We start from the raw sequence: 22196 nt of genomic DNA, 5'->3' as shown, positions 1-22196 counted from the left end.
TTAAGCTCTCAGTAAATTCCAAATAGGTTATCTCGATTAAATCCTTTAAATCTCTCGAGGAATCCTTTTTTTCAAGCAGTTTAGTTTTTGTAAGCTTTAAATTGCGTTCTCCTTTATTGTTTACTTCAAGAATTAAAATAGTTAAATTTTGGTCTAATGAATTTAACAAATTCGTAGGGCAATGTTCTAATTTATTAACTTGTTCTAAGAAATATTTGATATCATTAAGGCTTATATTATCTATGTTTTTACCCTTATTAAACTGTATTGCAGCTCTAACGCTTAAGCTTTGCGCTATATTTTCAAATTTAAAATTATTTAATTTTTCGCTAAGCCATTTTATTAAAATATTACCTTCTTTGATAAGTAATAGATTGCCGTTTTGTACATTTGTAATGTCATAATCAATAGAATGAGAATTTGGTAATACAGATTTATAGTTTTTAATTATACCCCTTGTTTAAGCAACGGCATGCTCTATAGACATAGGAAAAAGTTCTTTATCAGATAGAAATATCCCATCTTTGTCAATAAGCTCTAAAAACATCGGATCTGTAAATAAGGTCGCATTATTTCTATGCATCTCGACTGTAAACAGTAAATGCGTTAACTTTTCAGCAAAATAATTGAGCTTCCGAGATAATTCTTCTATATTTCGTGTTGATTCTTTAGCATGTATAACTTCGAATATACGCTTTATAATAGCATGTTTATATTCAGCTTCTTTCTCAAACTTAGATAAAATTTCATCATATTTTCCTAAGTCCGGCACATCGGTTTGTATATTACCGGTTTTATAATGTACTAGATGATTAATTGTAAAAGTTTCTTCTCTAGTATTTGATATCTTACATATAGTAGATAAAGCACCATTTGTTCCTTCTAAAATCCGATGCTTTAGCTGATTTTTATTATTCCTGTCAATCATTTCAGCAAAAGCTAAAAGTTCTTGAGAATTATCTATTGTAAAATTTAATGGATTCTTACTTATGTTTTTTAAGTTGATATTACTGTTTTGTAATTCTTGTAATAATATTTTTTTAGCATAATTCGCGGTAATATTCTTATTTAAAGTAAATATCTTAGGAAGAAAGTGATTCGGACTAAATACAGAATACAGTAGCTGTAGATAATCCTAATCACTTATATTTTCTTTGTTATCATCTTTAAATAATTTATTAAAATGTTTATTAAAAGCAGTTTTAATAATATTAAAATATTCTGCGTAATAATCATTATCTACAACTAATATTTCAGATGTTATTTTTTTATAAATATTTCTAATAATAGAATATTTAGAAAATCCATCAGCTAAATTATGTAATATTAAGGCAAGTCCAAGTTTTAGATCTTCAGAATCATTTATATAATTAATGTTTGGTATATTTTTTAATAAAAAATCGAGATATTTTGGTAAAATATAATTTTCTTTTGTCTCTTCATCAGAGGAGCTATCAAAATTTTCGCGTTTTAGTGTCATTATTTATACATCTCCAATAGCAAATTACATGAGTAATTTGCTATTGATTTAAAAGTTGCAAGAATCGGGGTTTGAAGCGATTCTTCACTCCGATTTCAAAATAACATATATAATTAATTCGTGCAAAAAGCAGAAACCGCTATTCGCATTATAGTAGAATTAGTATTAAATTATTCAGAGAAATATATTCCAAGAAGCGAGATTAAAGTTTTGTTTAAAGTATCTAGACTTGAAGTATATAGAGTGTCTGCAGTATGTGCATGAAACTCATCTTTATTTAATAATAAATCATCTATAATATTCAAAGTTTCGCCCGTGGTACCTTCAAAGCAATTTTTAAGCGCTAAGATTTTAGTAATACTATTATCCTTAAAACACTTAAGTAATTTTTGTTTTACATAAATAATTTTACCCCCTTCATTAGCAATACTATCAAGCTTTGGTCGATCTTACTCATCATTCTATTTACTTCTGCAGCTAATAACTCAGGGTTTACATTCCTATAGCTAACTAACATATTTCATACCGTTATAGTTATAATATTAGCTATATACTAAAATATTAATCATTAATCAGGTATTTTGTACTAATAGTTACAATTTTTTTCATAAGCTAAATTTTATTAAGATTTCTGAATGAGTTTTGTTGATAAAGGTTAATTTTTATTGTATTATGCTCTCTTAGTATTTTTGAAAGGTGATTATGATAGATATAAACGATAATAAGAAGATTAGCCTAGCACTATTAGAAGGCGGTGGAGTAAAAGGGGATATCCATTTAGAAAAACTAAAAATAATGGAGCAAGTAACCGGTAAGCCTATTTGCGAGATATTCGATTTTACCGGAGGGACCAGTGTTGGAGGGCTTATCCCTATTTTACTTAATTTACCAGATCCTACTAATCCTGGAAAGCCTTTATTCAGTGCAGAGCAAGCTCAAGAACTGTTTGAAGAAATGGCACACGATATTTTTCCAGAAGGATTAACTTTTAGAAAATTTTGGAGTTTTAACGGCTTATTCAGCTATAAATTTTCTTCTGAACCATTGGTAAAGCTGTTGAAAGAATATTGTAAGGATTATACCCTAAACGACTTGATTGGTGATGTTGTAGTTACAGGTTATGATCTAAATAATAAACAAAATCCTCTTATGACTTTTTCTACTATAGAGTCTAGGAAAAGCGAAGATAGCAATTATTACCTTTCAGATATAATACAAGGGATCACTGCGGCACCTGGATATTTTCCTAGCCATACTTTCAGTAATATAACCAATACTAAATTACATAAAATTATTGATGGTGGAGTATATGCTAATGACCCAACTTTACAAACATGGAAATTATTAAAAGAAAATAACTATAGCATAGACAACGCTTTGTATTTATCATTAAAAGAAGAAAATAACGATGATTATCAAACTGTTTGTTGCGGTGGGGGGATAATAGAGCTATTAAAAAATAATATGCCTGGTAAAATATTAGAAGCAACACAACAAGCTGATGAAATAACTGCTCAAAGAATTTTTGGCGATAAGTTAATAGAAATAACTACTCATATTCCAGAAAAACATGCTGATATGAGTAATTCTAGTACTGAAAACCTTCAAGCACTAAAAGAATTTGCTAAAAAATCTATATATGAAAGCTCTACCTTTAGAGATGCACATTATAATGAAAAGTTTAAGGAAGCTATTGATAAAATAATAGCTAATTATAATGCAAATAACCCTAACAACCAAATTGTTATAAATGATTCTTATAAAGGGTTATTCCATATTAAAATTTCCAATAACAACCTTGACGAAGGTTTTACAGAAGAAGAGAATATAGAAAACAACAATGAGGTAATTAATAAACCGATAACTCAGTCTCTAGACTCTGATGATGAAGGTTTTGAAGACGATAATGTATGGTATGAAAAAGAAGAATTAGTAAGAGTTGCAGAAAATTATTTAAGCAATTTAATTGAAAAAAATCCAGATATAAAGGAAGATGTGTATGCTTTTTTAAATCGAGTAAAAAATTGTTCATCAGAGGAAATAAAGGAAATCATCGGAAATGAGAATATTACCTTTACACAAGCAAGTTTGAAATGGCAAAATGAGCAAAATAACCTTGATGTATTTAATAGCTGTAGTATGGAAACATTAAAAGAGGATATTACTCTTGAGGGTGAAGAACATACAGATGATGTACCGGGTTATAATGAGATTGTAGCGTAATGATTTTTGGCACTCATAATTTTCTTAATATTATTCCCGCTTTCGTCATTGCGAGCGACTAAAAGTGTTGTTGCATGGCTCAAAAAATCGGCTCGATGCCATTCCCGCGGAGGCGGGAATCCAGAAAATAACTTCAATATTGCTACAGTAGTTACACATTTGATGAAATAAATATATAAAAACTTGTTTTTTATATATTTTACTGGATTCCCACCTCCGCGGGAATAACATAAAACGAGTCGCGCAGACAACGCCCACAGCTGCTCATAATAACAGTTTCTATCTTTAGTTTAGGAACACCTGACTTTTTCTTATATAAAACCCAAATACAGTGAAATGCAGCAGCAGGGCTAATACTTAAGATTAATCATAATAAAGCAAAATTGCTTATTGTTTCGGCATGTATTTGAGACACTATATATGTTATGATTGCAATTAGTACATAATATATTGCACCGAATATAGATCCTGCTGTACCTGTTACTTTAGCGTAATCCTCAAGAGCATAACAAAGTGTCATAGGGATAAGTAGATTATGCCCAACCATATGAATCATCATCGGCGCAAATATCATAACGATTGCAAGACTATGACTCGCTGAAACAACCTCCAATATAAAAGCATTTATCGCAAATAGTATACAACCGCACAGACTAAAAATAAATCCTAAACCCGTAACTTTTTTATCGTGTACATGACGTTTTTTTATTAAATATCCTCCTAAAAAAAACCCTTCCGAAGATAACGGCAAAAGATAATAAAAACGCTAATTTACCGTAAAAAGATGAAGAAACTTTCATTTTATCAATAAAAATAAAAGGAGATTCTATGAAAAAAAACCATAATATATGCCGTTAAACGCACCAATAATAAAAGCATATAACCAAAGAATTTTATCTTTAGTAATTACCCGCAAGACCTAAAAATATTTACTGCTTTGTAAAAAATTTATATAAGAATTTGTTTCAGGTAGTACTTTATAATATAAAGCTAATAATATAGTACCTGCAAGACTGAAAAATACAAAAACATAATGTCAGCTTGAATATTCTATAATATATAACCAAACCTCTATAAAGCAGTTACAATAAGATGGAGTAATTAAAATAAATCATTGTAATAACATATTCAGTAGACTTTAGAAAGAAAGTTTCAGCAATCAAGAAAAAAAAGAAGATGAGTTTTGCATCAATATCAAAACGTTTTGGAATAGGAAAGAATAGAGTATTTGTATGGACAAAAAGAATATCGCCCTTAAGAAGTAGAAATAAAGATTCAACAAAAATACCGCTTGATAGATTGAAGGTAGGCGTAGAGCAATATAGTGATGCATACCAATATGAAAGGGCTGAGCGGTTAGGAGTTAGTAAATCAGGGATACATAAAGCATTAAATAAGTTAAATATTACGTATAAAAAAAGCTTTAAGACATCCGAAGGCAAAAGAAGAAGAGAGGCTAGAATTTCAGCATAAGATCAAAAAGTATAAAGCGGAAGAGAAAGTGATCGTATTTACCGATGAGAGCTGTTTTGTCCGTAGTGCTCCTAGGACCCATGGGTATTCAGTAAAAGGTCAGAGATGTTATGGTATCCATGATTGGCATCCGTCAAAAAGAACTAATGTTATAGGGGCGTTAATAGATAAATCATTGCTGACTGTGTCAATTTTTGAATGCAATGTTAATACTGCTATTTTTAACGCTTGGGTAGAACAAGATTTAATACCTAAATTACCCCATAATTCAGTAGTTGTAATGGATAATGCAAGTTTTCATAAAAGTCCAAATTTAAAAATTATGATAGAAAAAGCCGGTCATATATTAGAGTACTTACCGCCTTATTCCCCTGATCTAAATCCCATTGAACCAGAATAGTTTTAAGCTAAATCTAGGAGAAGAAAATATCTCTGTGATGTAGACACGCTTTTCGAAAAGTACATGACGTAACTGTTTTATAGAGGCTTAGCTATAGCCTCCTATAGATGAACCGAGTGAAGGGGTAAATAACAGCCACGGCGATAAACTAGCATAGACATATGATAACTCCAAACCTTGATAAGAGTCTCTAGCCATAGCCCGCCCGATAACTGACCCCACACTTACACCGAAAGCTTGTACAGAACGAGCTATCATCGGCATTTCTATATTAACTGCAAAAATGCTAACAATTGAAGATACAACATAAATAAAAAGCCCTAAAAGAGCTATAGGTCTTCTGTTGTAAATATCTGATAATCTCCTCAGTGTTAATATATACCAAGAGCAAATCCTAGAAAATATAATGTAGACATGACCTGAGTGATACCACCGTCAATATCAAAATATTTGGTTAAACTCGGTAATCCTGAAGTATAAATTGTCTCTGTAGTCGGTGATAAAATAAATAAGCATAGGGGCATCCATGCCGGAATTTTTGCAATAATTTTCATAAGTTTTATAATACTACATTTTTATGTCATTCCGTTGATCGCACATGAGTGTCAATTTAAAGGAAAAAACCTCCGATGTCGTTCTCGCGTAGGCGGGAATCCAGTGCTTTAAAGCTTTTTAAAAGCTTTGTTTGAAGAGTAAAAATCTTGCGGCTCTGTCCAAGTAATCATACGCGTCAAGTTAAGGGGTGCTTATAAGTTTAAGAGAAGATAAAGTAGATTTTTTTGTTTTCCTATATTTATCTTTTAAACAAAAATTTACCCAAGCTATTCGTAAATTTTTAAAGAAGTTTTTCAACTTATTTATCGATTTTTTAAACGTCAAAGTTAGTTCTGGTACTCGCCTTTTAAATTCTAGAAAAGCCTTAGTCATGCTAACTTCCTGATTTATTTTTGATATAAGGCAGTTAGATATAGCATGAAAAATTATAATGCCACATAGCTTAGCATAAAGCTCACATAATACCCTAGATGAATCACTTTTTCCTTTAAGAGATTCTATTTAAAATGACTTTTATATAACCTAAATAATAACTCAATTTGCCATCTTGCTCTATATATCGTTGCTATATGCTTGATACTGACTTGACTCTCAGGAATATTAGTAATAAATATTGACCAATCAAGTAAATTTTGATTTCTTTGAGAAGACTTATAGCCACGTGCTTTTGCAAGTGTATTCGCCTTCCTTTTCCTGATATCAGATTGTTCTTTTGTAAGCTTATGGCAGACGATCCTAACCGGTAGTAATGATTTCTTGCTAAGTAAAATATCACCTTGTCAAAAAGTTACTTTCTCTAATAACTCAAGTAAATCTAATTTATTTCTAGCTCTATCATATATATTAGTATCAGTCTTGTAACGACTAATAAAATAAGCGCCTTTAGCACTTAAGGAACTAAAAGACTTAGGAACAAAATACCCTAAATCTGCTATCAATAAATCATTAGGATTAATATCCTGTAAATAATCTTTATAACCTTGATCTGATCGTGCCCCCGCAAGAATATCTATGTTACTTATTGTTTGTGTTGAATAATTATATAATGTGCAGCTTGATCGAAGCTTTTACTCTACGCTCATGATCCTTAAATCCTGACCCATGCCCCTTATATAATCTTTCCATATTGTCGGGCAATTTTATATTGCTGCTATCAAGTAACTTAACGTTATTAAATTTCTGTAATATCCCGCAATCAAGCTTAAAACTATTTGCAAATAAACCGATATTTTCTCATACATACTCCTCATAAAATCCACTGCAGAGTTACTAAATCTGAAATCTAGGCCTTGCTTACTTATTATTACTGATTCTTCATGTAATAATTGACACATTCTTTCTATGTTACAATCAGCATCACTCAAATTACCCAATACTAATGCTTGTGCAAACGAACAGCCGGTTAATCCTCTTCTCCCCTTGATAAAACCGCTGCTAATTGCAACTCTGATAGCTGTTTCTGTTAAAAACTCTTTGACTCTATTCGGTAGTTTTGTTATATTTTTCATTGTATAAGTCCCTTAGCGTTACAGTACTAATACCTATACTCTTTACCTCCTTTTTTAAGTAGCGCTTTTTTCTAAATTTCTTGCAAATTGCTTACTGCCTTTCCTTAACTTGACGCGTGTGCTTATTTGGACAGAGTCGAGGAAGTATTCTTTCGAGGATTTTTACAAAGAACATTACAAAATCTTTTTCAGCATATTTCAGAAAGATTCAGGCAAGATAAATTTAAAGGCGAGTCTGCACAGCGTATAAAAATACGTGAGCACAGACGAGTCCTGCAAAATTCGCTTGTATCAAGCTTTATGAATTATGCTGTACTGAAATAGCAAATTTTAGCTGTTATTATGGGATCTATAATACATGGACTCGCTCATTTTCGAGGCGGTTTGATATATAGCTTTAACCATTATATGCAGCTTCTTTTCCGGTTACACATATTACAAAACCAATAAAATATTATGCTCTATGATAGTCCATTTTGATCTCAATCTATTCCATATATTATTATTTACCTACCCTGCACTTAAAATATTATGAAATAAATCTAATTTCATAATTCTGATGCCATCCCTGCGAAAGCAGGGATTCAAAAAAAATAACTTCAATATTGATATAGAAGCTATATGGTTTTACTAGATTCCCGCTTCCGCGGGAATGACATAAGCGAGCCATGCAACAACGCCAACACCTAGCGGGGATGATATCGCACGCTTTTTGCGGGCTATGCAATAAGGCTACAACTTACTCGGATCAAAGCTGAAATTAATCTCTTTCCAATGGTTAAAACGTGCAGGGTCGAGATTTTCGATGAGACTTGCCTGCCATACCGCTCTAATTGCGTTATCCGCTAAAGCTTCACAAACGCTAGCCGGAATATTAGGACAGACTCTTTCTTTAACTTTTGCCTGCTCAACATTCCCTGCTTTATCTAGCGTAATGCTAATAATGACTTTTACTTTATTATTACCTCTAACCCCTGCCGGTATATTACTCCAATGTCTTTCAATCTGCCTTTTTATCAAAGATGTTTCGCTATCAGAAAGAGGCGGCCCATCCGTATAAACCCCTTTAGCTTCTTTTGCATTATCAGCTTTTTTTGATCTTTGATGCTTATTGGATTTTACATTATCGCCTTCTGAAGATTGCTCTAAATTCTTCAGCAGGGAATCAAGTTCGTCGGTTTTAGGTTTTTTTTTCTTTACCTCTTTTGGTTTCTCTTCAGGCTTTTTGACAACTACTTCTTTTTTTTTCTCTTCGGGCTTCTTCTTTTCTTCTGCTTGTTTTTTTTCCTCTTCTTTGGGCTTTTCCTCCTTTACTTCTTCTTTCTTCTCAGGTAATGCTTCTTTTACTTCTTCAGACTTTGGTTCTTCTATAGGTTTTTTCTCTTCTATTTTTGGCTTTTCCTCTACTGTTTTAGCCTCAGTTTCTTTTGCTTTTTCTTCTTTAGGTAAATCTTGCTGTGGCTCTTCCTCTTTTGGCTTACTCTGATCAGACTTTTTAGCATCTTCGTTTTCTATAGGGGCTTCTTTTTGTTTTGTTGTCGTTATAATATTTGATTTATCACTAACAGGTAACATTTCAAAAGTTATCGTTTGCTCTTCCGATAATTTTTCAAAAAGCGACGGCATGCCAAATAAAAAGAAATGTAAAAGAAGTGAATGTAGGGCAATAGAGCAGCTAAGGAAAACCGTGAAATTATCCTTATTTTGATTACTTTTCATTATTTTTAATATTTGAAATAAGAGCTACACGAGAAAAGCCGGCAACATGAATTTCGGCAACTATCTCTACTACCTGTCCATAAGAAACATTTCTATCGCCTCTTACAAAAATTCTAGCATCCTTTTTTTCTTTAGTAATATTTGCAAGCTTGTCAGTTAAATGTGTTCTTTCTATTGGAGTTTCAAGCAAGAAAATTTCGCCTTTATTATTGATAGTAACAACTAAAGGCTCATCCTGACCTGAGATCGGACTTGAATTTGTTTCCGGTAAATCCACATTTACACCTGAAACGAGCATTGGAGAAGTGATCATAAAAATAATTAAGAGTACTAACATCACATCAACAAGCGGTGTGACGTTAATTTCACTAACAACGGCTCTTTTGTTTTTTCTATTACTTCCGACAAGCTTTATAGCCATTACATCTTCTCCTGATCAATTGCCTTGGAAAGTATAGAATTTAGTTCGCTACTAAAATCTTCAATTTTATTATTGATAAGAGTAATACGGGAAATAAGATAGTTGTAAAAAATTACTGCCGGAATAGCTGCAAATAAACCGATAGCCGTTGCAAGCAACGCCTCGGCGATTCCAGGAGCTACTACGGCAAGCGAAGTATTTTTTGAAGTAGCAATCGACTGGAAGCTGTGCATAATTCCCCAGACAGTGCCGAATAAACCCACAAAAGGAGCGCTTGATCCAACGGTTGCCAAGAAGCTTAAATTCTTTTCAAGCTTTTCGACTTCCCTATTTTGAGCTAAGTACATTGTACTTGTTATACGCTCTTTATGATTATTTTTTAACGCATCGGAAAGCCCTTTAGTGCTTAAGCTTTTACACTCATCCATAGCGGATACGAATATTAAAGCTAGCGGATTATTAACCGATCTTTTTATGCTTTCATATAATTGCTCCAACACTCCACCGGACCAAAACACATTTTCAAAGCTCTTCATTCTTCGCTGCACTTGTCCTAGCTTAAATATTTTATCCAAAATAATAGCCCATGACCAAATGGAGGCAATAAGCAACATTAGCATAACCGACTTACCGATAATATCGGAAGAACTTATTAAAGAAAAAATCGATAAATGATCTTGCGCAACAATTTCTAAGCTATCGCTAATATTAGTATCTGCACTCATTGAATATAAATTGATTAATTATTCTAAAATTAAATAATATATTTATATTTTACTTTTGTCATTAGGTTATGTGAAAAATTTTTCGTCATTGCAAAGGAAGGGCTTTATTGCATGACTCGTTTTATGTCATTCCCGCGAAGGCATTGTTGCGTGGTTCGGTAAAATCCACTGCGTGATCTATCAACACTTTTCCGGACAGTTGTTTAAGTGCAATTTTGTATCTCTTCATATCTTACTGGTGATAAATAATCGTTAGCAGAATACATTCTGATACGGTTATAAAATACCTCTATATATTCAAATATGGCATATTTTGCTTCCTCCTTAGTTTTAAATTTATATTGATACATTAATTCTGTTTTTATAGTATGAAAGAAACTTTCAGCAACAGCATTATCCAAGCAATTTCCTTTACGACCCATACTCTGTTTGATACCATGTTGTTTTATAATTTTTAAATGACTATCAGAACAATATTGACTACCTCTATCAGTATGCCAAATAAGCCCTTTTGCTGGTTTACGTTGCCATATTGGGTCGTGCCTCCATTTTGCAGATGTGGATATTAAAAGGCTATACGTTCAATAAAAGTTCCAATGACTTTATCATGAATATCCAATGACTTGGAAAAACAAATTGTTTTACGTGTCAGTCTTTTGCATCTTGTATAATGAACTGAAAAAATTGGACAAAAAATAGTTGGTGTATCTTGGTAATAAGTTAGAATGCAGGCAATAACTTATAGGATATAAAATGACAAGAAAACAGATACGGAATTTCAGTGCTAAAGAGAAGACAAGGATAGTGTTAGAATTATTAAAAGAGGATGTAACAATATCACAGTTATCATCTAAATATGAGGTTAGCAGCAATAGCATATCACATTGAAAGAAGTAGTTTTATCAAATGCAGCGATAGCATTTGAGCCAGCCAAGGTAGTTAGTGAATATCAAGAGCAAATTAATAGACTTAAGGAACAGAATGATGAACTAGCGAAGGATTTGGGGAAAACTACAATCGAGAGGGATTGGGCAGTGGGAAAGCTAAGAAGCTTGGATTTATTAAATAGAAAGAGTCTTGTAGAGTCCAAGCTAGGACAATTACCAAAGACAAGACAATGTGAATTATTAGGGGTTAACCGTTCTTCAGCATATTATAAAGTACAAGAGGTTAGTAGCTATAATATAAGTATATTAAATAGAATAGATGAGATATATACAGATAATCCAGAATTTGGATATCGTTATATATATCATCAATTATTAGAAGATGGGTATAAGATAGATCGAGATCGAGTACTAAAATATATGAGATTAGTTGGTATTGAAGCGATATATCCTCATAAAAAGAAACTCACTACCATCAAAGATGGTGAGCATAAAATATACAGCTATCTACTTGATAAATTCTGGATTAAAACAGATAAGACTAAGAAAGTAGTTGTTCCTACTGCCAATGAGGTTTGGAGCGGAGATATTACATATATTCGCACTAAAGGCGGCTTTATGTATCTAACAGCCATTATAGATTGGCATAGCAAAGCCATATTAAGCTATAAACTGTCGAATAGTATGGATGGACTATTAGTTACTGATGTATTGAAGGAGGCATTAAGTAAGTATCAAGCTCCGCAGATTTTGAATAGTGATCAGGGTAGTCAATATACTAGCAATGATCATATAAGTATTCTTAAAAGTCATGATATACAGATATCAATGAATGGTAAGGGCAGAAATATTGATAATATTGTTATTGAGCGTTTCTTTAGGACACTGAAATATAATTGTATATTTATTAATGATTATCAAAATATAGGAGAACTTAAAGAGGGTATCAATGATTATATCAGTAAATATAATTATCAGAGATTTCATTCAAGTATTGGGTATAAAAAACCCATGAATGTATATCTCGATAGTATACAACATCATACACAAATAGCAGCTTAATTTTGAACAAAATTACCAAGTACATTGTTCATATATTTTGTCTTGATTTTTCAGGTCATTATACTTTACACGCAGTGCTAACGCTGCCTAGTTGCCTTGCAAGTTCTAATAATCCTAACTATATTTAGTTTGTGGGTATGTAGATAACTTCTCAGTTATCTACATACCCACAAACTCTTCTAATTTCAATCTTAATATGTCAGATCAAATCTGAAGGTTTACAATAAAGTGCCATCTTCTGCATCACATATCCCCATTATATGTACCACAGCATGATCATGCGGATGATTTTCAGATGTAGTAATACCTTCTTTCATTATCTCATCAAATATATTTACTTGAGAGTAGTCAGTGACATTACTGCTTATATATCCTTCTAAACTCTTTTCAAGTTTTTCTGTATTAGTAGTAGCAGATTTTAATTGTTGCTCCATTTTTTGGAATTCCATTAACAGGTCTGTGCCATTTTCATCCTTTAATTTCAGACCTAGTTCTTTACTGTCTTTTAATGCGATCTCTAAAATATCATAATTTTCAGCCGAAAAAATATAACGAAAAGATTGTGATATCTGATGTACAGAGAGTTCTGGTAGTGCATCTTGAATGGTCTGAATTATTAGTCTTACTTGTTGTGTTAATTCTTGCGTGGGCTGAACATTATCAATATAATACTTAAGTATTGCATTGCGTTCATTATCTTGTAAACAAGAATGGTGTGATGTAACATGTGTAGTTTTTACTAGTGTTTCATAGCAATCCTGCTCATACTTTTCACTTAATTTTTGCTCCATAAGTATTATGCTGTTATCATTATAAGCACATTTCCTAGAGATTTGCTCCTTAATTGCTTCTATCTTCTCCTTTATTACTTCTTCATATCTTATTGCACGTTCAATCTCAATTAATTTATCTTCTATAATATTCTCTCTAATAGGCATATAGCTAGATGAGTGTAGAATTGTTGAGGTAGGAGTAGCCGTTACTGATTGAATACTATCCTCAGTATTACTTACTTTTTTAAATGCTGTTGCGGCTTGTGTGATGTAATCTACATTACCTCTTAATGTGAGTTCATTATATAAAACTGGATCCATCATAAAATTTAAGCGCTCTAAAAGTTCATTTATTGTATACTGATGGTCAATGCGCTGATTACTTACCTTAAAATTAAAAACTAAATCTTTGTCTAGTAAGCTTGGGTTTTGGTTAGTTACCGCTTTGATTTCTGTAATTAAATCCAAAATGTTTTGTCTCGATGGTGAGGGCGTGCTATCCTCAGTATTACTTACTTTTTTAAATGCTGTTGCGGCTTGTGTGATGTAATCTACATTACCTCTTAATGTGAGTTCATTATATAAAACTGGATCCATCATAAAATTTAAGCGCTCTAAAAGTTCATTTATTGTATACTGATGGTCAATGCGCTGATTACTTACCTTAAAATTAAAAACTAAATCTTTGTCTAGTAAGCTTGGGTTTTGGTTAGTTACCGCTTTGATTTCTGTAATTAAATCCAAAATGTTTTGTCTCGATGGTGAGGGCGTGCTATCCTCAGTATTACTTACTTTTTTAAATGCTGTTGCGGCTTGTGTGATGTAATCTACATTACCTCTTAATGTGAGTTCATTAAATAAAACTGGATCCATCATAGAATTTAAGCGCTCTAAAAGTTCATTTATTGTATACTGATGGTCAATGCGCTGATTACTTACCTTAAAATTAAAAACTAAATCTTTGTCTAGTAAGCTTGGGTTTTGGTTAGTTACCGCTTTGATTTCTGTAATTAAATCCAAAATGTTTTGTCTATAACTGGGCATAATATACCTCACTCTTCTTTTAATATTAAAATAAAAAACCATGTTTCATGGTAAAATATTATTAGATTCATAATAAGTCAAGCAATAAATTAGGCATAGTCAAGTTAAGTAAGGGTAATCCTCCCCAAAAAGAATCGATAAAAGGAGTAGAATTCTTGTGCGATAATTATCTTGACTATCAAATATTATAATGACCTGAAAAATCAAGACAAAATATATGAGCAATGTACTTGGTAATTTTGTTCAAAATTAAGCTGCTATTTGTGTATGATGTTGTATACTATCGAGATATACATTCATGGGTTTTTTATACCCAATACTCGAATGAAATCTCTGATAATTATATTTACTGATATAATCATTGATACCCTCTTTAAGTTCTCCTATATTTTGATAATCATTAATAAATATACAATTATATTTCAGTGTCCTAAAGAAACGCTCAATAACAATATTATCAATATTTCTGCCCTTACCGTTCATTGATATCTGTATATCATGACTTTTAAGAATACTTATATGATCATTGCTAGTATATTGACTACCCTGATCACTATTAAAAATCTGCGGAGCTTGATACTTACTTAATGCCTCCTTCAATACATCAGTAACTAATAGTCCATCCATACTATTCGACAGTTTATAGCTTAATATGGCTTTGCTATGCCAATCTATAATGGCTGTTAGATACATAAAGCCGCCTTTAGTGCGAATATATGTAATATCTCCGCTCCAAACCTCATTGGCAGTAGGAACAACTACTTTCTTAGTCTTATCTGTTTTAATCCAGAATTTATCAAGTAGATAGCTGTATATTTTATGCTCACCATCTTTGATGGTAGTGAGTTTCTTTTTATGAGGATATATCGCTTCAATACCAACTAATCTCATATATTTTAGTACTCGATCTCGATCTATCTTATACCCATCTTCTAATAATTGATGATATATATAACGATATCCAAATTCTGGATTATCTGTATATATCTCATCTATTCTATTTAATATACTTATATTATAGCTACTAACCTCTTGTACTTTATAATATGCTGAAGAACGGTTAACCCCTAATAATTCACATTGTCTTGTCTTTGGTAATTGTCCTAGCTTGGACTCTACAAGACTCTTTCTATTTAATAAATCCAAGCTTCTTAGCTTTCCCACTGCCCAATCCCTCTCGATTGTAGTTTTCCCCAAATCCTTCGCTAGTTCATCATTCTGTTCCTTAAGTCTATTAATTTGCTCTTGATATTCACTAACTACCTTGGCTGGCTCAAATGCTATCGCTGCATTTGATAAAACTACTTCTTTCAATGTGATATGCTATTGCTGCTAACCTCATATTTAGATGATAACTGTGATATTGTTACATCCTCTTTTAATAATTCTAACACTATCCTTGTCTTCTCTTTAGCACTGAAATTCCGTATCTGTTTTCTTGTCATTTTATATCCTATAAGTTATTGCCTGCATTCTAACTTATTACCAAGATACACCAACTATTTTTTGTCCAATTTTTTCAGTTCATTATACTCCTATTTTGTCGCGCCAACAACTCTGTTTTTAATATTGACTCAAGGAAATCCGTATAACTTGAGTCTTCTTTACTAGAGGACTGTGCGATATCAAAATAATTTTCAGCTACCTGAACAAGATTTAATGAGTGGCACATCTCTGCTATACGTTGGTGCTGCAGGTTCATAATGCCTCCAATATATCTAGTATACGCATAGGGAATGCTGCAAAGAAACTGTAGAAAATCGTTCTTCTTTACCTTCCATAATCTCTAATACCGCAGGATGACTACCGCTATAATCCAATGGTAGTGGTTGAGGAGTACTCCTCTCAGACTTTAATCTTTTTACAGGTATTTCACCTGTGGTGCCATGCACACGCATATTCGCTATATCTCGCAGCCATTTTAGCACCTCTGAATTTGCAGTATCCACATCCAACACTAGCTCTGCTGTTTTTAATTTTGTCACTAATGGGTTATAAAAGCTTTCTCTGAGATATCTATTAAATCGCTCAACCTTGCTCTTGGTTTTTGCTTGATAAGGTCTACACACTCTTAAGCGGAAACCATAATGTTTTGCAAAATCTAGCATTCCTTTATTAAAAAGATGTATGTCAAGACCATACGTATCTCTACCCAGTATTACTGTTTTCATATTGTCATAAAGCACTTCTTTTGGTACTCCGCCAAAATATTCAAATGCACGCTTATGGCATTCTATTAACGTTACAAGCTTCTCATTAGTAACAAATTCCACATAACTTGCTCGACTATATCCTAATTGTCGGGCAATTTTATATTGCTGCTATCAAGTAACTTAACGTTATTAAATTTCTGTAATATCCCGCAATCAAGCTTAAAACTATTTGCAAATAAACCGATATTTTCTCATACATACTCCTCATAAAATCCACTGCAGAGTTACTAAATCTGAAATCTAGGCCTTGCTTACTTATTATTACTGATTCTTCATGTAATAATTGACACATTCTTTCTATGTTACAATCAGCATCACTCAAATTACCCAATACTAATGCTTGTGCAAACGAACAGCCGGTTAATCCTCTTCTCCCCTTGATAAAACCGCTGCTAATTGCAACTCTGATAGCTGTTTCTGTTAAAAACTCTTTGACTCTATTCGGTAGTTTTGTTATATTTTTCATTGTATAAGTCCCTTAGCGTTACAGTACTAATACCTATACTCTTTACCTCCTTTTTTAAGTAGCGCTTTTTTCTAAATTTCTTGCAAATTGCTTACTGCCTTTCCTTAACTTGACGCGTATGGTCCAAATAAGTGTGTAAGCTTTCTCAAAGGACTATATTCTATTTCTTCATCCAGCATCTTGATTACTCGCTCTGATAGAGGTGGTACTGATGGTTAATATTGGCTTAATATGCTGCATGTCAAAGTTCTCAAACCTTACTATACTACTTAATATTAATTCTTCGTTTCTAGTGATGTTTTGCATGCCTATTAATCCTCTCTATCATAGTAATTCGCTGCTATATTCTTCTAGCTCTGGGTCGCGCCCCCCCGTATTGCAGCTTAGCATGAATAGTCTATAATCCTCAAACAGTAATAAGAGAGAATTATAGTTAAGGAGTTATGGCAAGAATAGATGTTAAGTGTAGATCAAGAATAGATGTTAAGTGTAGATATTATAACGACACAGAAAAAGTAGTAAAGGCGGGATATTCAATTTCAAAACAACAGAGATATCAATGCAAGCAGTGTAATCGATATTTTTAACTGTAATATATTAATAATGCCTCTAAGCCTGGAGTCAAGACTCAGATAGTAGATATGTCAATCAATGGCTCTGGAGTTAGGGATACAGTAAGAGTATTAAAAGTGGGTATCAATACGGTTATCCGTGTTTTAAAAAAATCTAGCGTTAAAAAAGATAAATCATTCTATCAATACGATAGAAGTAATTATTGCTCCTGAAATAGATGAACAATGGCCTTATGTACAGAATAAATCCAAACAAAGATGGCTTTGATATTCTTTGGATAAGATTTTGTTAAAAGTAGTTGCTTATACTTTTGGTACAAGATGTGATAGCACATCAGAATCATTACTGAAAAAAACTGGAGGATTTTAAGGTTACTTTTTACTTTACAGATGGATAGGGAAGTTATGCTAGGTTATTAGATCCCAAAAAACACATTGTTAGTAAAAAATATACTCAACGGATAGAACGGGGTAACTTAAATCTTAGAACAAGATGCAAAAGACTGACACGTAAAACAATTTGTTTTTCCAAGTCATTGGATATTCATGATAAAGTCATCGGAACTCTTATTGAACGTATAGCCTTTTAATATCCACATCTGTAAAATGGAGGTGCGACCGAGGATTTGATTGTTACGGTACAATTTCTAAAAAAATTTATGATAGATTTGATAAGAGTAAAATTACGTCTTTTGTTTCTGCTTTAAAAAAGGAATAATATATCACAAACACGGAGTAAACGGGGTTAAACTTATTAAGGAAAATGCTTTTAAAGCTAAGTGGGACTGCGATGACCGACTATTTACGAATATATTATATTTTAACGAACAAGGGTTATTATTAAATTTTGATGAGTACGGTAACCATGCTGAAGTAAAAAAGTTTATTAGCGGTCATCATTTGGGGTTTTATAATGCGGAGTAATATATTATGTCATTCCCGCGTAGGCGGGAATCCATGGTAAAGCGAGATAAATCAAGCTTTAATTTTAAAATTTTACTGTATTTATATTTTTTTCTGGATTCCCGCCTCTTCTGGAAGGCGTTGTTGGGTGGGCCGGTAAAACCCACCGCGTCGCCCCGTAACTTGACCACGGGGTCCATAAAAACAATAAAAAGCACTAATAATTTAAGTGTTTTAAACTGGATCTCGTGGTCAAGCCACGGGATGGCAGAGGTGAAATCGGTTCACGCAACAATGCCCCGCGGGAATGACATCGAGTTTTAAAAATGCTTAAAACTTAGGGTAATTTTGTAGCAGAGCTTAAATAATCATTACCGTATTTCTCAATATAATCATCATATTTACCTTTGAAATCAACAATATTTTTCCTATGAGAAAGAGCAATAATCCTTGTTGCTATGGATTTTGCAAAGTCACGGTCGTGCGTTACTAATATTACTGTACCCTCAAAATCAATTAAAGCTTTTTTAAGGGCTTCTCTTGATTCTATATCAAGATGGTTTGTCGGTTCATCAAGAACCAAAATATTACTTTTTTCCAGCATCATTTTAGCAAGTAATAATCTTGCTCCCTCACCACCGCTTAAACTTAAAATATTTTTATTCACTTCATCACTACGGAATAATACTTGTCCAAGCGTATTTCTAATAGTATTTTCTGTTTCCTTTTCAGATTGCTTTTTAAGCCAATCAATAATACTAATATTTTCATTAAGTAGTTCATGATGGTCTTGAGCGAAATAAGATATTTGTGATTCATACCCCCATTCATAACTACTTTGTTCTGCTGATATTTTATTCATTAAGATTTTTAATAACGTAGATTTACCGATACCGTTTGCACCGATAATAATAATTTTTTCCCCTCGTGATGCGTTAAAACTAACCTTATTTAATATTTGCTTATCCTCAAAGCTTTTAGTTATTTGATCGATTTTTAATACTAATTTTCCTGATGATCTTAGTTGTTTAAATCTAAATAACGGACTAATTCTTGAAGATTTCTGTATATCCGGCAATTCTATTTTCTCTAGCTGCTTTTCTCGGGAGGCACTTTGCCTTGCTCTTGTCCCTGCTCTAAATTTATCGATCCAAGCCTGCATATTTTCTATTTTCTTTTCTAAAAAATTTCGCTCGCTTAACTTCTGAGCAGCTATTATCTGCTTTTCTTGAACAAAATTATCATAATTGCCGGTGTATAGTTTTATTTCTCCATAATCTATGTCCAAAATATCCGTTGCAACATTATTTAAAAAAGCTAAATCGTGCGATATAAAAATTAATATCCCCTTAAAAGAGTTTTTTAAATAATTCTCAAGCCAATATATTGAAATAATATCAAGGTGGTTTGTCGGTTCATCGAGTAGTAAAATATCGGGATTATTAAATAAACTTTGTGCGAGTAACACACGAAGCTTATAACCTCCTGACAATGCAGAAAGCGGCTCATAATGATATTTTTCGGCTATTCCAAGACCTACAAGCAAACTAGCTGCAAAAATTTCAGCAACATAACCGTCATTATCATATATTATTTGCTCAAGTTCACCGAGCCTATATCCTGCTTTTTCATCACATTCTTGCTGCTTTAATATTTCTTTTTTCTCTTGCAAAGCTTGCCCTAATTCTTTATTCCCTGCTATTACCGTATCTATAATCTTAGTATTTTCATAAAGAAACTGATCTTGTTTTAAACAACCTACTTTAGAGTTTTTTGGTATGCTAATCTCACCGAAAACCGGCCCCTCTTCCTTAGTCAAGACTTTGAAAAAAGTTGTTTTACCTGCTCCGTTTGCTCCAATAAGACCATATCGTTTGTTATTTTTAATATGTAAATTTACTTCGGTAAATAGTATTCTGGCACCATAACTCATGGCTAGATCGTTTATAATAATCATATTCTCAGATGTCGTGGTTAAATATCATTGTTGCATGGATCAAACTTTTTATGTCATTCCTAGCTAAAAGCGGTATTGTTGCATAGCTCGAAAAACCCATTCGATGTCATCCCCGCGTAGACGGGGATCCAGAAAAATAACTTCAATATTGATATAGAAGTTACATATTTGACAAAACAGACATATAAAAAAACAAGTTTTTTATATGTCTTACTGAATTCCTGCTTCCGCGAAAATGGCATAAATCGAGCCATGCAATAACGCCGCTAGAAGCGGGAACCCAGAAAAAAATGATAATACAAAGAAAATTTAGTATATAATTTGCTTAAAAAAAACTAGATTCTTGCTTTCGTAGGAATGACATTGAACGCTTTTTTCGAACCGTGAAGCAAAGCCTTTGATCGCTCGGCAATAACATAAATTACCGTTATAATCAGGATAATAGCAGCTATTATACAATACAGACAAGCTACAGCATGGCAATAAGAAATCTTATTTCTTCAATAATTCAACAGCTTTTGCAAAATCTGTTATATATTCTTCTTCTTTTTCTAAATCTTTAAGTTTGAGGCTATTATTTGCCTGCTCTTCGTCACCTATAAAAATAATAAATTTAGCGTTTTCATTTAAAGCACGCTGCATTCTTTTAGCTATTTTACCTAGAGGTTCTATGATAGTAGCAATATTTTGTGTTCGCAATTTATCTACAATTTCTAAAGCATAGCAAATATTATTTTCGCCTATAGGTAATACAAATACCGGCTTTACTTCAGATACATTATATTTCCGCATCAAAGCAATACGCTCAATACCGGCAGCAAAACCGATAGCCAGTACATCATCTTTATTACCCATGATTTTAGCAAGCCCGTCATATCGACCACCCGCAAGAATAGTAGATTGCGAACCAAGCTTTTTCGTAGTAAATTCAAAAGCAGTATGGCAATAATAATCAAGCCCCCTAACTAAACGTGGATTTATGCTATATTTCACGCCTAAAATATCTAGATATTTTATTAACTCATCAAAATATTCTTTGGATTCATCAGTATGATACTCAAATAGAACTGGAGCATTTGTTATTATTTTCTGATCAATTTCGCTTTTAGAATCAAGTATCCGCATTGGATTTTTGATCAACCTTATTTTACTTTCTTCCGATAATTGATCTTTAAAATCATTTAGATATTCTATTAATTTTTGCTGATAAACGCTTCTTGACTGGCTACATCCAAGAGAGTTAAGCTCTAAGGTAGTATCCTGCTCTATTTCGAGTGCTTTAAGTATATCTACTGCTAACTTCAAAGTTTCGGCATCGGTTATTGCTCCTTTAGCACCAATATACTCGTAATTTAGTTGGTGGAATTGTCTTTGACGCCCTGCCTGCGGTCTATCATAACGAAAAACAGGACCTGCAAAAAAGAGCTTTAAAGGTAATTTATGTTGTAAGCCGTTTGAGATAAAAGCCCTAATGATGCCGGCAGTAAATTCAGGTCTTAGTGCTACGGATTCATTACTTTTATCTAAAAAGCTGTAGATTTCTTTACTGATTACGTCAGAACTCTCACCCATTGAGCGATTAAAGACTTTGGTATATTCAAGGATTGGGGTACTCATTTGCTTATAGCTGTACAATACTCCTATATCCCTTGCTTTATTAATTATATAGTCGTAAACTTTATAATCATCCGGCAAAAGATCTTTCATTCCTCGGAGTGGTTGCAGCTTTTCAGTCATTTGGTTAAGTTTGTTTTGTTGTGTGGCGTGATTTTTTTTTGCAGTGTCATCCCGCGACTTGATCGCGGGATCCAGTTT

At 32.7% G+C, this 22196-nt stretch carries 21 protein-coding genes and 6 pseudogenes; 10 read left to right on the top strand and 17 right to left on the bottom strand.

Going from position 1 to position 22196, the window contains the following annotated elements:
* Positions 1 to 101: 101 nt before the first annotated feature.
* Entirely contained in the window at positions 102 to 404 is a 303-nt protein-coding gene (locus AAGD46_RS02750) for a hypothetical protein (RefSeq protein ID WP_341787667.1), read from the top strand.
* A gap of 56 nt (positions 405 to 460) precedes the next feature.
* Here the strand turns inward: AAGD46_RS02750 and AAGD46_RS02745 are convergent, their stop codons facing one another.
* Together AAGD46_RS02745 and AAGD46_RS02740 are read right to left on the bottom strand one after the other, a co-directional pair.
* Positions 461 to 928, bottom strand: coding sequence for a hypothetical protein (locus AAGD46_RS02745; RefSeq protein WP_341787666.1), 468 nt, complete (start codon positions 926 to 928; stop codon positions 461 to 463).
* A 207-nt stretch (positions 929 to 1135) separates the two neighbouring features.
* Positions 1136 to 1480 carry a hypothetical protein gene (locus AAGD46_RS02740; RefSeq protein WP_341787665.1) on the bottom strand — a complete coding sequence of 115 codons (345 nt, stop codon included), beginning with the start codon at positions 1478 to 1480 and terminating at the stop codon, positions 1136 to 1138.
* A 702-nt stretch (positions 1481 to 2182) separates the two neighbouring features.
* Between AAGD46_RS02740 and AAGD46_RS02735 the strand changes: the two genes are divergently transcribed.
* Positions 2183 to 3703, top strand: coding sequence for a patatin-like phospholipase family protein (locus AAGD46_RS02735; protein WP_341787664.1), 1521 nt, complete (start codon positions 2183 to 2185; stop codon positions 3701 to 3703).
* 292 nt (positions 3704 to 3995) lie between these two features.
* Here AAGD46_RS02735 and AAGD46_RS02730 read toward each other — a convergent pair.
* Positions 3996 to 4763, bottom strand: a pseudogene (locus AAGD46_RS02730) (Bcr/CflA family efflux MFS transporter); the annotation flags it as partial.
* A gap of 116 nt (positions 4764 to 4879) precedes the next feature.
* Here AAGD46_RS02730 and AAGD46_RS02725 point away from each other — a divergent pair.
* Positions 4880 to 5176: an IS630 transposase-related protein gene (locus AAGD46_RS02725; protein ID WP_341786833.1), complete on the top strand. Its 297-nt coding sequence runs from the start codon at positions 4880 to 4882 to the stop codon at positions 5174 to 5176.
* The gene (locus AAGD46_RS02720) at positions 5106 to 5576 is read left to right on the top strand and encodes an IS630 family transposase (RefSeq protein WP_341787877.1); all 471 of its coding nucleotides are present in this window, start codon (positions 5106 to 5108) and stop codon (positions 5574 to 5576) included. The genes AAGD46_RS02725 and AAGD46_RS02720 overlap by 71 nt, the downstream gene beginning before the upstream one ends.
* A gap of 93 nt (positions 5577 to 5669) precedes the next feature.
* On the opposite strand, the pseudogene AAGD46_RS02715 reads toward AAGD46_RS02720, so the two are convergent.
* Both AAGD46_RS02715 and AAGD46_RS02710 read right to left on the bottom strand, forming a co-directional pair.
* Positions 5670 to 6130 (bottom strand): annotated as a pseudogene (locus AAGD46_RS02715) (MFS transporter); the annotation flags it as partial.
* A 181-nt stretch (positions 6131 to 6311) separates the two neighbouring features.
* A pseudogene (locus tag AAGD46_RS02710) lies at positions 6312 to 7639 on the bottom strand (IS4 family transposase).
* Positions 7640 to 7765: 126 nt separating this feature from the next.
* Between AAGD46_RS02710 and AAGD46_RS02705 the strand changes: the two are divergent.
* Positions 7766 to 7954, top strand: a pseudogene (locus AAGD46_RS02705) (palindromic element RPE3 domain-containing protein); the annotation flags it as partial.
* Positions 7955 to 8371: 417 nt separating this feature from the next.
* On the opposite strand, the gene AAGD46_RS02700 reads toward AAGD46_RS02705, so the two are convergent.
* From AAGD46_RS02700 to AAGD46_RS02680, 5 genes and pseudogenes are all read right to left on the bottom strand, one after another.
* Complete coding sequence (locus tag AAGD46_RS02700; RefSeq protein ID WP_341787662.1) at positions 8372 to 9358, bottom strand: energy transducer TonB; 987 nt, start codon at positions 9356 to 9358, stop codon at positions 8372 to 8374.
* On the bottom strand, positions 9348 to 9779 hold the full coding sequence (tolR, locus tag AAGD46_RS02695; RefSeq protein WP_341787661.1) for a protein TolR: 432 nt from the start codon (positions 9777 to 9779) through the stop codon (positions 9348 to 9350). Before tolR ends, AAGD46_RS02700 begins: the two co-directional genes overlap by 11 nt.
* Complete coding sequence (tolQ, locus tag AAGD46_RS02690; protein WP_341787660.1) at positions 9779 to 10504, bottom strand: protein TolQ; 726 nt, start codon at positions 10502 to 10504, stop codon at positions 9779 to 9781. Before tolQ ends, tolR begins: the two co-directional genes overlap by 1 nt.
* A 203-nt stretch (positions 10505 to 10707) precedes the next feature.
* Positions 10708 to 10926 (bottom strand): IS3 family transposase, encoded by a 219-nt coding sequence (locus AAGD46_RS02685; RefSeq protein WP_341786758.1) that lies wholly within the window; start codon positions 10924 to 10926, stop codon positions 10708 to 10710.
* Between the two features lie 143 nt (positions 10927 to 11069).
* A pseudogene (locus tag AAGD46_RS02680) lies at positions 11070 to 11171 on the bottom strand (IS1 family transposase); the annotation flags it as partial.
* Between the two features lie 217 nt (positions 11172 to 11388).
* Between AAGD46_RS02680 and AAGD46_RS02675 the strand changes: the two are divergent.
* Positions 11389 to 12453, top strand: a complete 1065-nt coding sequence (locus tag AAGD46_RS02675) for an IS3 family transposase (RefSeq protein WP_341787640.1) — start codon at positions 11389 to 11391, stop codon at positions 12451 to 12453.
* Positions 12454 to 12671: 218 nt separating this feature from the next.
* Here the strand turns inward: AAGD46_RS02675 and AAGD46_RS02670 are convergent, their stop codons facing one another.
* The 5 genes and pseudogenes from AAGD46_RS02670 to AAGD46_RS02650 all read right to left on the bottom strand — a co-directional run bounded on the left by AAGD46_RS02670 (position 12672) and on the right by AAGD46_RS02650 (position 16949).
* The gene (locus tag AAGD46_RS02670; protein ID WP_341787659.1) at positions 12672 to 14270 is read right to left on the bottom strand and encodes a hypothetical protein; all 1599 of its coding nucleotides are present in this window, start codon (positions 14268 to 14270) and stop codon (positions 12672 to 12674) included.
* 249 nt (positions 14271 to 14519) lie between these two features.
* A pseudogene (locus AAGD46_RS02665) lies at positions 14520 to 15715 on the bottom strand (IS3 family transposase).
* A gap of 74 nt (positions 15716 to 15789) precedes the next feature.
* Positions 15790 to 15972 carry an ATP-binding protein gene (locus tag AAGD46_RS02660; RefSeq protein ID WP_341787642.1) on the bottom strand — a complete coding sequence of 61 codons (183 nt, stop codon included), beginning with the start codon at positions 15970 to 15972 and terminating at the stop codon, positions 15790 to 15792.
* 16 nt (positions 15973 to 15988) lie between these two features.
* Positions 15989 to 16543: a DDE-type integrase/transposase/recombinase gene (locus AAGD46_RS02655; RefSeq protein ID WP_410525946.1), complete on the bottom strand. Its 555-nt coding sequence runs from the start codon at positions 16541 to 16543 to the stop codon at positions 15989 to 15991.
* Between the two features lie 37 nt (positions 16544 to 16580).
* Entirely contained in the window at positions 16581 to 16949 is a 369-nt protein-coding gene (locus AAGD46_RS02650) for a hypothetical protein (RefSeq protein ID WP_341786757.1), read from the bottom strand.
* 211 nt (positions 16950 to 17160) lie between these two features.
* Here AAGD46_RS02650 and AAGD46_RS02645 point away from each other — a divergent pair, with 211 nt between their 5' ends.
* The 4 genes from AAGD46_RS02645 to AAGD46_RS08770 all read left to right on the top strand — a co-directional run bounded on the left by AAGD46_RS02645 (position 17161) and on the right by AAGD46_RS08770 (position 18111).
* Complete coding sequence (locus tag AAGD46_RS02645; protein ID WP_341787658.1) at positions 17161 to 17352, top strand: hypothetical protein; 192 nt, start codon at positions 17161 to 17163, stop codon at positions 17350 to 17352.
* Between the two features lie 238 nt (positions 17353 to 17590).
* Positions 17591 to 17734 carry an IS1-like element transposase gene (locus AAGD46_RS08780; protein WP_341786690.1) on the top strand — a complete coding sequence of 48 codons (144 nt, stop codon included), beginning with the start codon at positions 17591 to 17593 and terminating at the stop codon, positions 17732 to 17734.
* Entirely contained in the window at positions 17691 to 17789 is a 99-nt protein-coding gene (locus tag AAGD46_RS08775; RefSeq protein ID WP_410525950.1) for an IS1 family transposase, read from the top strand. The genes AAGD46_RS08780 and AAGD46_RS08775 overlap by 44 nt, the downstream gene beginning before the upstream one ends.
* 166 nt (positions 17790 to 17955) lie before the next feature.
* Entirely contained in the window at positions 17956 to 18111 is a 156-nt protein-coding gene (locus AAGD46_RS08770) for an IS1 family transposase (RefSeq protein WP_410525951.1), read from the top strand.
* 650 nt (positions 18112 to 18761) lie between these two features.
* On the opposite strand, the gene AAGD46_RS02635 is transcribed toward AAGD46_RS08770, so the two are convergent.
* Positions 18762 to 20381, bottom strand: a complete 1620-nt coding sequence (locus AAGD46_RS02635; RefSeq protein WP_341787657.1) for an ABC-F family ATP-binding cassette domain-containing protein — start codon at positions 20379 to 20381, stop codon at positions 18762 to 18764.
* A 492-nt stretch (positions 20382 to 20873) separates the two neighbouring features.
* On the bottom strand, positions 20874 to 22118 hold the full coding sequence (gene hisS / locus AAGD46_RS02630) for a histidine--tRNA ligase (RefSeq protein ID WP_341787656.1): 1245 nt from the start codon (positions 22116 to 22118) through the stop codon (positions 20874 to 20876).
* Positions 22119 to 22196 lie beyond the last annotated feature (78 nt).

Source organism: Rickettsia endosymbiont of Cantharis rufa (genome assembly GCF_964026445.1).
In the GTDB taxonomy this organism is placed as follows: Bacteria; Pseudomonadota; Alphaproteobacteria; order Rickettsiales; family Rickettsiaceae; genus Rickettsia.
The sequence above is the reverse complement of the archived record's forward strand: the minus strand, read 5'-3'. Positions and strand labels throughout refer to the sequence as shown.